Annotated in this window: 12 protein-coding genes; 1 reads left to right on the forward strand and 11 read right to left on the reverse strand. The window is 37.2% G+C overall.

Annotated elements, in window-relative coordinates; genetic code table 11:
* Positions 1-83: 83 nt before the first annotated feature.
* The 10 genes from H0W64_02685 to H0W64_02730 all read right to left on the reverse strand — a co-directional run bounded on the left by H0W64_02685 (position 84) and on the right by H0W64_02730 (position 12,608).
* Complete coding sequence (locus H0W64_02685; protein ID MBA3660610.1) at positions 84-1,562, reverse strand: aspartate kinase; 1,479 nt, start codon at positions 1,560-1,562, stop codon at positions 84-86.
* An 11-nt stretch (positions 1,563-1,573) separates the two neighbouring features.
* Entirely contained in the window at positions 1,574-2,611 is a 1,038-nt protein-coding gene (locus H0W64_02690) for an aspartate-semialdehyde dehydrogenase (GenBank protein MBA3660611.1), read from the reverse strand.
* A gap of 409 nt (positions 2,612-3,020) precedes the next feature.
* Complete coding sequence (locus H0W64_02695) at positions 3,021-4,088, reverse strand: hypothetical protein (GenBank protein MBA3660612.1); 1,068 nt, start codon at positions 4,086-4,088, stop codon at positions 3,021-3,023.
* 23 nt (positions 4,089-4,111) lie between these two features.
* Positions 4,112-4,528: a GAF domain-containing protein gene (locus H0W64_02700; protein ID MBA3660613.1), complete on the reverse strand. Its 417-nt coding sequence runs from the start codon at positions 4,526-4,528 to the stop codon at positions 4,112-4,114.
* Entirely contained in the window at positions 4,521-5,642 is a 1,122-nt protein-coding gene (locus tag H0W64_02705) for a hypothetical protein (protein MBA3660614.1), read from the reverse strand. Before H0W64_02705 ends, H0W64_02700 begins: the two co-directional genes overlap by 8 nt.
* The gene (locus H0W64_02710) at positions 5,635-6,075 is read right to left on the reverse strand and encodes a GAF domain-containing protein (GenBank protein ID MBA3660615.1); all 441 of its coding nucleotides are present in this window, start codon (positions 6,073-6,075) and stop codon (positions 5,635-5,637) included. Before H0W64_02710 ends, H0W64_02705 begins: the two co-directional genes overlap by 8 nt.
* Positions 6,062-7,615, reverse strand: coding sequence for an MFS transporter (locus tag H0W64_02715; protein MBA3660616.1), 1,554 nt, complete (start codon positions 7,613-7,615; stop codon positions 6,062-6,064). The genes H0W64_02710 and H0W64_02715 overlap by 14 nt, the downstream gene beginning before the upstream one ends.
* A gap of 58 nt (positions 7,616-7,673) precedes the next feature.
* Positions 7,674-8,429: an SDR family oxidoreductase gene (locus H0W64_02720; GenBank protein ID MBA3660617.1), complete on the reverse strand. Its 756-nt coding sequence runs from the start codon at positions 8,427-8,429 to the stop codon at positions 7,674-7,676.
* Between the two features lie 633 nt (positions 8,430-9,062).
* Complete coding sequence (gene ppsA, locus H0W64_02725; protein ID MBA3660618.1) at positions 9,063-11,456, reverse strand: phosphoenolpyruvate synthase; 2,394 nt, start codon at positions 11,454-11,456, stop codon at positions 9,063-9,065.
* A 57-nt stretch (positions 11,457-11,513) separates the two neighbouring features.
* On the reverse strand, positions 11,514-12,608 hold the full coding sequence (locus tag H0W64_02730; GenBank protein ID MBA3660619.1) for a hydroxymethylglutaryl-CoA synthase family protein: 1,095 nt from the start codon (positions 12,606-12,608) through the stop codon (positions 11,514-11,516).
* Positions 12,609-12,964: 356 nt separating this feature from the next.
* On the opposite strand from H0W64_02730, the gene H0W64_02735 reads away from it, so the two are divergent.
* Positions 12,965-14,260, forward strand: a complete 1,296-nt coding sequence (locus tag H0W64_02735; protein ID MBA3660620.1) for a hydroxymethylglutaryl-CoA reductase, degradative — start codon at positions 12,965-12,967, stop codon at positions 14,258-14,260.
* A gap of 2 nt (positions 14,261-14,262) precedes the next feature.
* Here H0W64_02735 and H0W64_02740 read toward each other — a convergent pair whose 3' ends face one another.
* Positions 14,263-15,462, reverse strand: coding sequence for a DEAD/DEAH box helicase (locus H0W64_02740; protein MBA3660621.1), 1,200 nt, complete (start codon positions 15,460-15,462; stop codon positions 14,263-14,265).
* Positions 15,463-15,491 lie beyond the last annotated feature (29 nt).

A 15,491-nucleotide genomic window follows, 5' to 3' on the forward strand; every position in this document is an offset into this window, starting at 1 on the left:
TTACAATTTTTGTAAACCACCTATTCCCTCTTCTAGCTATTTTACTACTTTTTTTAAATATTGGGGGGCTCTGCTCCCCTTATTTATTTATATAACTTTGCATTTTTTTTGTCCTGCATAGATTTTGTTTCATTTCTAGAGCCGGTTAAGGCCTCACTTGCAACTTTGTTGGGTTGTTCTACACCAAAAATTGCTTTATGAATAATCTCTAAGGCTTTTAAACTTTTGTGTGAATCGACAATATAGGATAAATTGCATTTACTGGTACCATGCACTATCCCTTTCAAGACAATATTATTTTGATGTAAGCCAATAAAAATAGATCCTAGTTTATCCAGTGCTTGCTTAACTTCTTCGCCAATTAAAATAATAATCGCTTGTTCATTATTTTTTTCTATACTAAGAAAATTTTTATTAAATTCATGAATGAATTCGTGAGCTACCATTTGCTGAATTTTTTCAATATCTTTTTCTAGAATAGCAAAACAAGCTTCATCAGCTGTTGAAGTTTGGGTAACAAAAATATAATGAACTTCTGCTGCCTGTAAAATATTAAATAAACGTTTGGTAATATCTTTCATGCAAACTTGTTTTGAGGAAAGCGAAATAAAAACTAAGTCATGCATTAAAGAGACGTTTTTTATAGTTTTTTTCTCGGTATAAGATGAAATCAAAGTACCTTGATCAACCGGATTAAGTGTATTTTTAACCCAGATAGGAATTTGTTTTTCTATTACTTCTGGTTTTAATAAAGCGTTTAACACTTTACCATCATATAAAGAAATTTCTCTGGCTTCATCATAAGATAAACGTGGTTGTTTAATGGTGTTATCAATTAACTTCGGATTAGCACTATGGACTCCTGATACATCGCTAAAGATATGAATTTCTGCAACGTTTAGTGCCGCTGCTATAATTTCAGCTGTATAATTAGAACCATCTCGGCCGAGCGTTGTTACTTGATGATCATCCGTTAAACCTATAAATCCTGTAACAATGGGTATAATATCCGGCTGCTGTTTAAATAATGCTGAAAAATAATGTTGAATAGCTATTTCGCTTTCTTCAAATAAAACTTGAGCCTTAGTAAAGTGATGATCGGTCTTAATAAACTGCCGAGCGTCGACATAACACGCAGGCCTTTGCGTATTTAGGAAGGTTGCAAAAATTCCAGCTGACAATCTTTCGCCAAAACTTACCACTAAGTCACAAGCGTGAGCATGATTATCATGTAATATGCTAATGCTATCTAATATTTTTTCCAATTCTTGTAAAAGTGAATCCAAATTATTAAGCGCCTCAGGCGTGACCTTGCTATCTAATAATTCATTTAATAAATTATGATGACGTGTTGCAATCATTTTGACGAGGGCATGATATTGAGTTTTATTGGCCGAGGCGAGTTTTGCGCATTCTATTAATTGATCCGTGACCCCACGTAAAGCTGAAACGACAATAACAAGTTCATCTTGTTCAGCATATTGATTAATTATAGTTGCAACTTGTCGCATACGATCAGCTGTTGCAACAGAGGAACCACCAAATTTAAGAACTCTTTTCATATATATCGTACCTAAAAATAATCGTTAATGAGCAATTCTGCGATTTGAATCGAATTCAACGCTGCTCCTTTGCGAATATTGTCAGCAACAATCCACATGTTTAAGCCGCGAGGATGGGAAATATCTTCACGAATACGCCCCACGAAAACAGCATCTTGTCCTTCTGCATCGCCTGCTGCTGTGGGGTAAGTGTTGTGAAATCCATCGTCCATCACTACCACCCCGTTGGCTTTTTCAAGAAGATCACGTGCATCTTTCGCTGAAATTTTATCGTGTGTTTCAATGTGAACAGCTTCTGAGTGACCAAAAAAAACTGGGACACGTACTGTGGTTGGATTAACTAAGATATGATTATCTGCAAATATTTTTTGGGTTTCCCATATCATCTTCATTTCTTCACGGGTATAACCGTTTTCTTGAAAAGCATCGATGTGAGGAAGAATATTAAAAGCGATTTGATGAGGATAAACTTCACTTTTAATATGATCGTGATTACCTTGTAGAATTACTTCAGACTGTTTTAATAATTCCATGATAGCTTTTCGGCCTGATCCTGAAACAGATTGATAAGTTGCGACATTAACTCTCTCTATTCCAACAGCATCGTAAATGGGTTTAAGCGCTACCACCATTTGAATGGTCGAGCAATTAGGGTTCGCAATAATACGAGTGTTCTTCCACTCCATTAAAGCTTCAGGATTAACTTCTGGAACAACCAAAGGAACATCATGTTGATAACGAAATTGAGACGTATTATCGATGACCACGCAACCTGCATCCACAGCGATAGGTACGTAAGCCTCGGAAATATGAGCACCGGCTGAGAATAAAGCGAATTGTACTTTGCTAAAATCAAATTTAGCTAAATCGACAATTTCAATTTTTGTATTTTTAAACTTTAAAGTTAAGCCAAGAGATTGTTCGCTGGCTAAAAGATATAAGTGACGCACAGGAAAATTACGTTCTTCTAATAGCTGAATTAAGACATTACCTACAACGCCTGTTGCCCCAACAATTGCTATATCATAATGTTTATGTTTATTTCCCATTAGCTTCTCATGCTTATTTATATTTTGTGTAATGGTCTCTTATTAATTAAGTATATCTCCTCAAATATAATTTCATGGGATTTTTGGTTAAAAACTTTTAACTCACATCATTTTTAAGCTTTAATTAATTCATAGTATTAGAGTTTTTAATTTGTAAGAAATAATGAAATAGATGAAAACGCTTAATTATCTTATTAATCCGTAACGTAGTATTTATCCTTCAACTTAGCGCTCTGTAACAACATGATTTAATATTATTTTCAAATTCGCATGATAAACGAAAGGAGTGGAAGGTTAGATTATAAGGGAATGTGGGTTGGTTGGTACTAACGATTAGCAAGATCAACATTAGCTCTAGTTAAATAGATCCAGTTAAATCTTGATGAGGTTTTGAAGGTCTTTTAAGTCCTTATTTAAGATTTTTAAAGTCCAAAACATAAATATCTTTATTCCAAACCTGTCCTAAGTCGTTTTCATTGTTGCACTGAAAATCATACCCAAAGAGTATATACATTTTTTTATCGACGACAGTTGAACCTGCACGTTTATGTTTTGGTAAAATCACACCGTCTGCAGTCAGTGGAGACCAAACCTTGGTTGCTAAATTAAATTGCCATAATTCATCATTTGCATTTTCTGGAAAAGGAGAGCCACAACCTTTAACACTTCTTTCTTTAATATCGCCACCTTGCAATAATAAAGAATTGTCAATGATAGCCATAGAGCCTTGAACACGTGCGGGCGTAACATTATTTTCTGGAGAAGGCGTAATATCAGTCCAAGTTTTAGTCTTAATATCGTATTGCCATGTATCATTCGTAATACTAAAACCTTTTTTTCCAATACCTTCACCACCGTATAAATAGAGTTTTCCGTTCCACGCTTTTGTATCGTTATAACAGGTATATCGTCCAGTAGGTGCATTGATTGAATTGTCTTCACCTAATTGAGTCCACGTATTATTTTGTAAATCGTAAACCCACAAATCGTTAAGCATATGCGTGAAGTCTTTCACGCCACCAAAAACATACATAAGGTTATTATCTAACCAGACACTGGCACCACCTCGACCTTGTGGGCCTTCATTAGCGGGCTGAATTTGCGTCCAAGTATTTTGGTCAGGAGAATAAGCCCATAAATCATCAAATGTCACAAGGTTCGAAAAACTCTTACCATAATGCACACCGCCAAATAATAAAATTCGATTATTATTGGCATCAGCTATCAACGTTGAAAAAGCTCGGGGCTTGGGTGAGGCACCTCTTGTAGAAATATTTTCCCACGTATTTTCTTTTATATTAAATCGATTTAAATCATCATAAAATGTATCAACGCTTGTTTTAAAATCGTCTTTCACGCCACCAAAAACATAAATGTAATTGTTTAGCGTTGCAACAGAAGGCATTGAACGCTCTGCAGGAGTAGGTCCCGAAACGTTTAATTTTTTTACCTGAAATTGCGAAGTTAAAGTTTGCATATTCAAAGCCTTCCTTTTGCTATCTATAATTTATTAGCTAAATCATTTGCAATTTTTACTAAATCTTTAATTTCTTCTTCAGTAAATTCACGTTCATTTACTGTTGCAATACCGATTGTTCCAATAACTTCATCGCCTTTAAAGATCGGTGCACTTAACATACCTCCGAGGCCCAATGTTTTAGCGGCTGGTCTTACAAAGCCAGGCGTTTCTGCTGATAGGTTTTTAATTGCGATTGGTTTTTTAGTAAGTGCAGTGGTGCCCGATATTCCTTTTCCTATAGGAATGATACTTGTAGCCTCAATCAAGGATTGGGGCAATCCTTTCGTATAAGCAACTATATGGAGACAATTGTCAGATGGATCGATCTTATGAATCATCCCTGCATTAGCAGAAAATTTTTCAACAGTTTCTGTTAAAATTTGGTCATAATCATTCATTGTTAGTCTCACTTTCAAATTGAGGAGTAAAGGAAAAAACATCATGGTTCCAGATTTGTCCTGGGCCTATATCGTTTTCACATTGAAAATCATAACCTAAAAACACATACATTTTATCTTTTACTGCAACCCCCCGAGTGCGTTTAATTCGAGGTAAAGGTTCCCCGGTTGTTTGAAGCTTTGACCATTGATTCTTTACCAAATCTAATTGCCAAAATTCATGGTCCGGACTTTGGGGGAAAGGTGCGCCACAACCCAGGTTCGCTCTCTCTTCGTCATCAACATCGCCACCTTGCGCAAAAAAGAAGTCCCCAATTAAGGCAGCAGCGCCTTGATTACGCGCAGGTATCATATTGTGAGTTGCAGATGTAATGTTGGTCCATTTGTTGGACTGTATGTCATATTCCCAAGTATCATCCATGATGCCAAATGCTTTTTTTCCATCACCCTCACCGCCATACATAATCAATTTACCACGCCAAGCTTTTACATCATTGTAAGCTGTATATCTGCCAGGTGGCGATCCAAGCTGTTTATTGGGAATAAGTTCTGTCCATTGATTATTTTTTAAATCGTAAGCCCACATATCGTTAAGCATTTCAGTGTTACTTTGAACACCGCCAAAAACATACAACATTGATCCATCGAGCCACATACTCACCCCACCCCGTTCGCAAGGCGCATGTTGACCTGGAGGCAATAAGGTCCAAACATTTTCATGAGGTAAATAAGCCCACAAATCATTAAATGTTGCTATATCTTTAAATCCAATGCCGTAATGAAATCCACCAAAAACAAATAATCTATTAGTGTCTTTATCTCCTACCGCTGCGATGCATGCCCGTGGTGAAGGAGTAGGTCCTTGTACTTGAATCGAATGCCAAACGTTACTTTGCGTATCAAACTGATGTAAATCATTATAGAAAATATCAGCACCCCGACTGAAGTCATCATTAACGCCACCAAAAATGTAAACATGATGTTTTATGCTTGCTGCTGCAGGTAATGAACGCGAAGATGGACCCGAACCTGAAGTGATTAGTTTCTTAACAATTACATCTTTAGTTTTGTATACATCGCGCATTGGTTTCACTTCATTCCATTCATCAACCATAGGTGATCTTACTTTTAACGAGTTTATTAGCAAGATTTTTACCGATCGTTATTAATTCATTAGCTTCTTGTTCAGTAAATTTTCGTGCATTGAAGCAGCCAATTCCCAAAGTACCGATAACATTATGGGAATTAAAAATGGGAACAGAGATCATGCCGCCAATACCTATATTTCTTTCTGCAGGAACAATTATTTTTGAAGGGTTGACGGATAAGTTACCGAAAATAACAGGCTTTTGGTTTTTTGCAGTGAGTGCTGCAATGGTACCTTTGTCTATATGAATTATTTTAGTGGCTTCAACGAGAGCGGCAGGGAATTCACCAATATAAGTAATTAAATGAAGACTGTGGTCATGTTGCTCTAACCTATGAATCATTCCCACATCAGCAGAAAATTGTGAGAGGATATCGGATAGAGTTTTATTCCAATCCATGAAAATCCTTTTCATCTATTCTTAATTGTTTAAAAATTCCCAAAATAAGCAATAAGGTAATAAATAAGAAAAAAGAACAAATATAATGCCCAATACTATATGCTAACGTGTAAATTAGACTAGCATGATGATGCAACGAAGTCAATTCGTTGGCACTCAGCGATACATCTTTAACCATTTGATTTTGAAGTAAATTTTCCAATTTAAGCACAGAGAAAGTAGGATAGTTTTTTTGATTGGCAGTGAGAAATTTTGTTAATAAATAATGATTACTTCCAACGATAATCGTGGTTAAGATTGCTAAACTCATACTGGTGCTAATCTGCCTGACTGCATTTAATAGACCTGAGGCAGTCCCTCTTCGTTTTAATTCAATTGAGGATAAAGCTGCTGTATTCATTGGCGATTGAATAAAAGGCGCGCCAACACTAAAACAAATTATTCCGGGTAGTAAAAACCAATAATTCTGATAAACAGCAAAGATAGCTTTCCACAATAATCCTAATATGACTAAAAGCAAGCCGGTAATAACAGGCGTGCGATAACCGTATAAATCATAAATTTTTCCTGCAATAGGAGAAGCAAGCATTAAAAATATTATATTAGGTAAAAATGCAAAACCAGCCACAGCTGGTTGTAAGCCAAGTATATTCTGATAAAAAATAGCATCAAAAATAAAAATGGCAGGTGCAATAGACATGCCGATCGACAAAATAGTGGTTGAGAGAAATAATTTATTTCGGAAAACACTAATGTCAATAAAAGGGGAATCACTATGGCGTTCTAAAACATAATAGATTACAAAAAAAATTGCAGAGATCAACATCAATACCATGAAATTGAAAAGCGTAATATTGCTACTTTCCATAATCGCATAAACAAGTATGCTAGAAGCAAGAGTCAAAGTAATTAATGCAGCCCAATCAATTTTCTCTTTAGCGTTAGAGTGAGCAAGAGGTTCAAAAAAATAATATACAATCAATAAGCTTAAACAAGACAAGGGTAAGTTGAGCCAAAATATCATTCGCCAGCTAAAGAACTGAATCAGCAAGCCTCCTAACATCAATGCAAAGGTTAAAAAAAAGAAAGCACTTCCTACATAAATACCCATGGCCTTCCCTTTCTCATCAGGGCCAAAAATATTGATGATAATAACAACTGAATTGGGAATCATTAGTGCTGCTCCCAAACCTTGGATAACACGACTCGCAATTAACCAGCCTATATTAGGTGCAATTGCACAAGCAATGGAGGCGAAGAGAAAAATAATAAGACCCATAACAAAAATACGATGATGTTGATAAATGTCGCCTAATCTCCCTGCAATGGTTAAGAATACCGCAAGGGTTAGCAAGTAGGCATTCATAATCCATTGCAATAAGATGGGAGATATGTGAAAAATATTTTGTATTTTAGGTAATGCAATGGCTACAGCAGTTTGATCAATAAAAGTCATGCCTAGACTAATTGACATAGCCATAAGCATGAACCATTTTTTATATTGAGAAACAGTGTTTAATGGCGTTGATAGTGAAGGCACACACTCATCCTAAGTTAGATGGAGATTGCTATCAAACTAATTTAGAGCATTAACAAATCTAAATGCTTTGTCCGCCATCAACAGGTAAGGCAATCCCGGTAATATAATTGGCACTATCACCGCATAGCCATACTACAGCATTTGCAACTTCTTCTGCTTGAGCTACGCGTTGCATGGGAATACGTTGTTTAATCATCGCTTGAAAATCAAGCCCGGCAGCCATTTTCTGTAATTTTTCAGAATCAATCGGGCCCGGGCAAATAGCTATTACACGAATGTTATCCGCAGCTACAGCTTTAGCAACTGATTGGGTTAATCCCACAATGGCATATTTACTAGCGCCATATACAGGTGTCATTTTTTCTGCACGAATACCAGAAAGCGAGGCAATGTTAATAATAACGCCTGATTTTTGAGCTTTCATGATACGAAGCTCTTCTTTCATGCAAAATGCAACGCCTTTGGCATTCGTATCCATCACTTTATCCCAGTCCGCTTCAAGATAATTATCTAATAGAGTCATCGGGCCTGAGAACCCTGCATTATTAACCGCAATATCAAGTCGTCCAAATTGATCTTGAATAGCTTTCATTAATTTTTCAATATCCTGGACACTAGAAACATCAGCTTGAATAAAGATGCTTTGATGCCCCTGCTTTTCAATTTCTTTTACAGCTGCATTACCTTCGTCAATCCGTCTCGATGCAATAACAACCTGAGCACCTGATTTAGCCAAACCTAAAGCAATTGCTAAACCAAGTCCTGAACTTCCCCCCGTGACCAGGGCAACTTTATTTGCTAATGGAGTCTCCATGCTTAATTATCCCTTTATAAGTAATGGTTGCCCTTCGTCGCATTTAACTTGTTTAATCTAAAAAACGATCTTATCTAAGTAGTTATTAATTTAATTTAAAGTTGAATATTTTTACTTAAAATATACTTTTATAAAATTTTACTCTTCATCATTATGATCCCAAATAACGAGAAGGGTTCAGATTACTACCTTCTTGTGTCATATCAGGTGTAGCTATTCAGTACTGAATGTACTTTTGCTTAAATTCAATAAACAATGTTATTTATTATATAATACTAGTAAGGTCAAACCTATTCAAATTAACGATTTAAAATGTGGATTCTAATAATAAAAATGGTTTTGGTTATGTTCGTGTTTATTTGTTTAAGGCATGACGTCATTAAAACCTTCTTACAGAAAATAAACATGATTTTCCCGAACTTAATTCAGATCGAACTTGAAAATTTACTTTAATTAATTCCAGTATGATAATGAAAAGATAATCACCCGAGATTTTCAATTTATTAAAAGTAGTAAAACAATCATTCACCATCTTGGAGTTTGGCAATTTCGCCGCGACCTTTCGGCTTCCGTTATTACAAAACAAATCACAAGATCAGAATCAAGGCGTTATCTTAGAATTCTCTAAAAAAATTAGTCAAGCTCTTTAACTTTGACAAGTTTTTTCTTATTAAAACATTTTTTATCTATCATGAGCCATGTTTCAACAATGGTATCAGGATTGAGCGATATATTTTGAATGCCCTCATTTACCAACCATTCTGCGAAATCGGGATGATCCGATGGTCCTTGTCCACAAATGCCAATATATTTTCCTTGCTTCAAACATTCACTGATGGCGAGATGCAATAATATTTTAATGGCTTCATTACGTTCATCAAATAATGAGGCAACTAAATTCGAGTCGCGATCTAAGCCAAGTGTTAATTGTGTTAAATCATTAGAGCCAATAGAAAATCCATCTACATGTTTTAAAAATTCTTTTGCTAGTAAGACATTGGAAGGAATTTCACACATCATATAAACTTTCAAATTGTTTTTACCACGTTTTAAACCATGCTTTTCCATGATCTCTAAAACTTGCTTCAATTCTTCAATGGTTCGGACAAATGGAATCATGATCTGTGCGTTTGTTAATCCCATTTGGTCCCGTACACGGGTAAATGCTAGACATTCTAATGCAAAGCATTCAGTAAAATTTTTGTCTTTATAACGCGAAGCACCCCGATATCCGATCATGGGATTTTCTTCATTGGGTTCAAATAAATCTCCACCTAAAAGATTAGCGTATTCATTTGATTTAAAATCCGAGAAACGAAATATCACTTGTTTTGGATAAAAAGCCGCAGCAATGGTAGATATACCTTCACGTAGTTTTTCAATATAAAATTCTTTTGGACTAGCATAAGCTTGGGTTTTTTTATCAACTTCTTCTTGGAGTTTCTTTGGAAGAAAATTAAAGTTTAAAAGTGTGTTGGGATGAATGCCAATCGTATTGCTGATAATAAACTCCAAACGTGCTAAACCTACCCCATGGTTAGGTAGGAATCGTGTAGTAAATGCGTTATCCGGGTTCCCTAAGTTGATACAGAGTTTTAAAGGCAAATCAGGCATCTTATCAATAGAGATTTTTTTAACTTGAAAAGGAACTAAACCCTTATAAACGTAGCCTACTTGTCCACCCGCACACGATACCGTTATAGCTGATCCTTCTTTAATGCGTTTTGTGGCATTGCTACAGCCAATGACGGCAGGTATCCCTAACTCTCTCGCAATGATAGCTGCATGACAAGTACGCCCACCACGATTGGTTACAATGGCACTGGCACGTTTCATGATGGGTTCCCAATCAGGATTAGTCATATTGGTAACTAAAACTTCGCCCGTTTTAAAAACATGCATATTTTTTGGATCTAAAATAATTTTAGCGTTACCTTGGCCGATACGTTGGCCGACACTTTGTCCTTTCGTTATAATTTTAGTTTTCTTTTCAAGATAATACCGTTCAATAATATTCTCTTCTTGGGCATTACTTCGAACGGTTTCATGACGCGCTTGTAAAATGAAAATTTCGCCGGTTATGCCATCTTTGGCCCACTCTATATCCATAGGCTTACCATAATGTTTTTCAATAATTAATGCTTGTTGGGCTAAGTGCTTAACGTCATTATCGTCAAGACAAAATCGTAAGCGATCAGCTTCTTTAACTGCTACAGTTTTAATCGTTTTACGTAAACTTTTTTCTTGTGTATAAATCATTTTAATGACTTTAGTTCCCAAACGTCGTTGCAGAATGGCTGAGCGATTTGCTTCAAGCAATGGCTTGGAAATAAAAAACTCATCAGGATTGACATGGCCTTGAACGATGGCTTCACCTAATCCATAAGAGGCAGAGAGGAGAATAACTTGATCAAAACCTGATTCAGTATCTAAGGTAAACATGACGCCGCTTACCCCCTTATCACTCCGAATCATGGGTTGAATACCGGCTGATATAGCAACGTCACATAAGTCAAAGCCTTGATGGGAACGATAAGTAATAGCACGCGCAGAAAACAAAGAAGCAAAAACCATTTTTATAGCTAGTAAAACATTTTTATAACCTTTGATATTCAAAAACGTTTCTTGCTGACCAGCAAATGAGGCAACAGCCAAATCTTCGGTAGTTGCAGATGATCTTACTGCTACCGTAGGGTTATTCAATTTGCTATATGCAATTTCAATTTGTTCTTCAAGGGCTTTAGGAAAAGGCGTTTCTAAAATCATACGCTGAATTTGTTTAGCGGTTTTTTCTAAAGCAGCTATATCATTTACTTTAAGTTGTGCACAAGCTTTCGTTATTTTTTTATCCAAACCACCGTGACTAAGAAATTCACGATACGCATCGATAGTAGTTGCGAAACCGTCAGGAACTTTGATGCCTAAGGAAGTTAGAAATTGAATCATTTCACCGAGCGAGGCGTTTTTTCCACCAACTAATTTAACATGAGAAGAATTGACTGCATTAAGGTTAACAATATATTGCATTAATAATCATCCTAATGTCTAAAGATTGTGATGAAAATGCATTTAAATCTACTCATTTTATTTATGAGTTAATTCTGCATTTCGCATTTGGTTGTAACGCTTACCATCCACTTCTTGTCGCTCGGACAAATCTTTCTCTATATCTTGCGCCCAAGCTCCTTTCTCGGCAAGCGGCCCGGCCTTTAAGGTTAATAGCTCTGCACCAAAACCTGATCCATACGAAAAGGCCGTAATTTTTTTACCCCGCTTAAGTCCGCATAATGCATTAGCCACTGCAATCCAAAGACTTGCAGTGTAAGCATTACCACATTGACGATTCCATTCCATGGTCGGTTCAATTTTTAGCGAATAAATTTTTTCAGTTTTTTGTTCATCCCACCCTAAAGCTTGGCAGGCAGCAAAAAATGCTTTTTTAACCATCTTTGGAAAAGGCGTATGGAAACACAGAGCCTGAAATTCATTAATTACTTTTTCAGGTTCTCGGCCAGCAATCATGGCACGAAAACATTGAGTAGCCGCTTTTTGATAACAAGTCAGACTGAGAGGACCTTCGACATGAGGAAAACGTTCTCCTTCAGGGCGCCAAAAATCAAACGCAGGTTCACTCCAAGGAAAAGAAATAGGGTCAATTTCAGCGATTAAAGGTTCATCGATGATCATAGCTACTGCACCTGCCCCTTGGGTTGGTTCACCGGGATCTCCTTGTTCATAGAGCGCAATGTCAGCTGCAATAACGAGTGCTGCTTTATCTCTGGCAACGCCTGATAGTTTCCATTCGAGTGCTTGTCGTACCGCAAGTGTGCCGCCATAACATGCGTGCTTCACTTCGTAAGATCGCACTGCTCCCTTTAAACCGAGGTTGTCAGCAACCCACGCACTCAAGGGACGGCTCATATCTTTAGCGCTTTCGGTGCCAACTGCGATAATCGCAATTTGATTTAAATCACCTTCCCAGCGAGAGAGTGCTCGTCTTGCAGCCTCGGTTGCAAGTTCAACAATACCGAAGTTATCTTGGCAGAGGGAAATTTTTTTGCATCCTAAACCGACGGTATATTTGTTGGGATCGACATTTCTAATCCTAGCAAGTTCTTCAACTGGCATGAATAAACTCGGTATGTGAATGCCGATTGAAGCGATGCCTTTTTTATTCATATCAAATTCCTCGATTGGTTTTAGCTTTTTTAAAACACATAATAAAAATATAGCATTTTTATAAAACATTTTAATTTCGCTACATTTTAATATATTCATAATATTCACTAGGTTAAAAAGAGGGCGCGAATCACATTTTGAAAAGTTCAATAGAAAGCTACGCTTAGCATTCGAAAGTTTTTATCATTATTGATGAATAAATGTGACTTGCATTTATATTATTGAGAATGACTGACTAAATTCGTAATTAAGTGTTTCTATCTGAGCTAATATTTCCTGTTTAGATTTGAATTATAATTATCATACATAAAAAGAATTCATAAAATTATAAAACAACGAGCGAGGGATCATGCCCCATGGAAGTTCATAATCGAATCATAGAATTAACTGCAGGCTTTTCAAAACTTTCCCGTGAAGATCGTGAAAATCGTTTAATTAAAATGGGTTTTTTGACACGAGAAGATCTTGAGACTTTAAATCATGATGTGTTAAGTGCAGATCTCGCTAATAATTTGATTGAAAATGTTATCGGTTTTATTCAGCTTCCGTTAGGTGTTGCTGTCAATTTCGTTATCGACGGGCGAGATTACATTATTCCTATGGCTGTTGAAGAAACATCGATTGTAGCTAGCGCAAGCAAAACTGCAAAGTGGATCCGCGATCAGGGCGAACTGACCACTAAAAACTTGGGTGAATTTGGTATTGGACAAATTCAACTCCCCCGAGTGAAAGATTTCACGGAAGTAAGGAAAAAAATTGAAGCTAATAAAGACCATTTAATCGATATGGTCAATGAATCTGTGGCTCAAGGGATTGTTAAAAGAGGCGGTGGTGTGCGTGATATTACCATCCGTCGCATACCACGCGGTGATGGCTTAATGATGGCGATTATTCATGTCATGGTCGATACACGTGATGCCATGGGTGCAAACATTATTAATCAAGTGTGTGAATTTCTACGAAAACCCATAGAAGAGTTAACTCAAGAAAAAGTTGGCATGTGTATTCTCTCAAATTTAGCTGATACCAAACTAACTCAGGCTAATGTTATTATCCGAAACATTGATCCTGAATTAGGAAATGCTATTGAAGAGGGGTCCTTGTTTGCCCAAATGGATCCTTATCGAGCTGCTACCAATAATAAAGGCGTATTGAATGCAATCGATCCTGTGTTGATTGCAACAGGGAATGATTGGCGAGCGGTGGAAGCAGGAATTCATGCTTATGCTGGCTACTCTGGTCAATATAGTTCTATTACCCGTTGGTATATGAAGGATAACAATTTGCATGGTGTCATGGAGGCCCCGATTGTTGTAGGCACCGTGGGTGGCGTTACGCAACTCCATCCTGCTACTAAAATTTGTTTGCGCATGCTCAATTTACAAAACTCAGGGGAGCTTGCGCGTGTCCTTGCAGCGGTAGGATTAGTTCAAAACTTAGCAGCGTTAAAAGCGTTAGTCACAGATGGCATCAGTAAAGGACACATGAAATTACACCTGTCCAATTTAGCCTTAGCTTCCGATGCGACTCAAAGTGAATTATCAGAACTTAAAGCGCAGTTGGCGCGTCGTTTGGAGAATCAAAAACATGTCACTGGTAAAGATGTTAAAGAAATTCTTCAAGCATTAAGAAGCTCTACACTGACAAAATAATTTTATTTTTCTCTGACAGGTTTTTTGTGGAAACGTTGCTGCGGAATAGCGCCGAGTTTGCCCCGAGACGGGCCAATAGCTTTATAATTAAAATCAGGCAAAATGCGTTGCTCTAATTTTTTGCCAAGAACGCGTTCGATACCACGCACTTCTGCGTTATCTTCCGGGGTAATTAAAGTATAGGCATCCCCAACTTTTTCTGCGCGACCCGTACGACCAATACGATGGATGTAAGCTTCAATAGTGCTCGGTATATCGTAATTAATAACATGCGAAATTCGGCTAACATCAATACCGCGAGAGGCAATATCGGTTGCAACTAAAATTTGTAACGAACCATCGCGAAAGCCATTCATCGCAAATTGACGTTTATTTTGTGATAAATTTCCTTGCAAGGATGCTGCGCGAAACCCGGCGTCAATTAAACGCTGTGCAACTTTCTTTGCGGTATGCTTAGTTCGCGTAAAGACAAGTACTGAATCAGTATCCGTGTCTTTTAAAATTTTAATTAATAACTCACTCTTTAAATGTTTTTCAACAGGGAAAAAAACTTGTTCAACGGAAGTTGCAGGCGCACTGTGACCAATTTTAACCGTCACGGGATGGTGTAAGATATCGTGAGCAAGGTCATGAATCGCTGGCGGCATTGTCGCTGAAAAAAGTAAGGTTTGACGTTTTTTAGGCATGAAACGTAAAATTTTTCGAATGTCTGGCAAGAAACCCATATCGAACATTTGGTCAGCTTCATCTAAAACTAAAAATTCTACTTTTGATAAGTTAACGGTTCTTTGCTCAATATGATCTAAGAGTCGTCCAGGGCAGGCAACAACAATTTCTACACCGCGTTCTAAGCTTTTGAATTGGGGTTTAATATTGACGCCGCCATAAAGGGTGACGCTATGTAATCCGGTACCTTTACTTAATTCGATAATGGCATCGTGGATTTGCTGTGCTAACTCACGAGTCGGCGCGATGATCAAAGCCCGAATGGACGCTCGCGTTCCGCTTTGTAAGAGACGCTGGAGAATAGGAAGGGCAAAAGCCGCTGTTTTACCGGTGCCCGTTTGGGCTAACCCCATTACATCCTTTCCTTCCAAGATCGAAGGAATTGTTTGGTTTTGAATGGGTGTAGGCGATTCGTACCCTAAGGCTTTAATGTTAGATACGATGCGTGGATCAAAATTAAAGGAGCTAAAATTCACTAAATACGTCCTGACTAATATAAGGGCTA

This window comes from Gammaproteobacteria bacterium (assembly GCA_013816845.1).
Taxonomy (GTDB): domain Bacteria; phylum Pseudomonadota; class Gammaproteobacteria; order DSM-16500; family DSM-16500; genus Aquicella.

Bases quoted from the DNA above. Each gene is read 5' to 3' on its own strand.
- H0W64_02720 (MBA3660617.1), bottom strand. From the start codon at position 8,429: ATGGAGACTCCATTAGCAAATAAAGTTGCCCTGGTCACGGGGGGAAGT.
- H0W64_02735 (MBA3660620.1), top strand. From the start codon at position 12,965: ATGGAAGTTCATAATCGAATCATAGAATTAACTGCAGGCTTTTCAAAA.
- H0W64_02685 (MBA3660610.1), bottom strand. From the start codon at position 1,562: ATGAAAAGAGTTCTTAAATTTGGTGGTTCCTCTGTTGCAACAGCTGAT.
- H0W64_02710 (MBA3660615.1), bottom strand. From the start codon at position 6,075: ATGGATTGGAATAAAACTCTATCCGATATCCTCTCACAATTTTCTGCT.
- H0W64_02700 (MBA3660613.1), bottom strand. From the start codon at position 4,528: ATGAATGATTATGACCAAATTTTAACAGAAACTGTTGAAAAATTTTCT.
- H0W64_02705 (MBA3660614.1), bottom strand. From the start codon at position 5,642: ATGGTTGATGAATGGAATGAAGTGAAACCAATGCGCGATGTATACAAA.
- H0W64_02690 (MBA3660611.1), bottom strand. From the start codon at position 2,611: ATGGGAAATAAACATAAACATTATGATATAGCAATTGTTGGGGCAACA.
- H0W64_02730 (MBA3660619.1), bottom strand. From the start codon at position 12,608: ATGAATAAAAAAGGCATCGCTTCAATCGGCATTCACATACCGAGTTTA.
- ppsA (MBA3660618.1), bottom strand. From the start codon at position 11,456: ATGCAATATATTGTTAACCTTAATGCAGTCAATTCTTCTCATGTTAAA.
- H0W64_02695 (MBA3660612.1), bottom strand. From the start codon at position 4,088: ATGCAAACTTTAACTTCGCAATTTCAGGTAAAAAAATTAAACGTTTCG.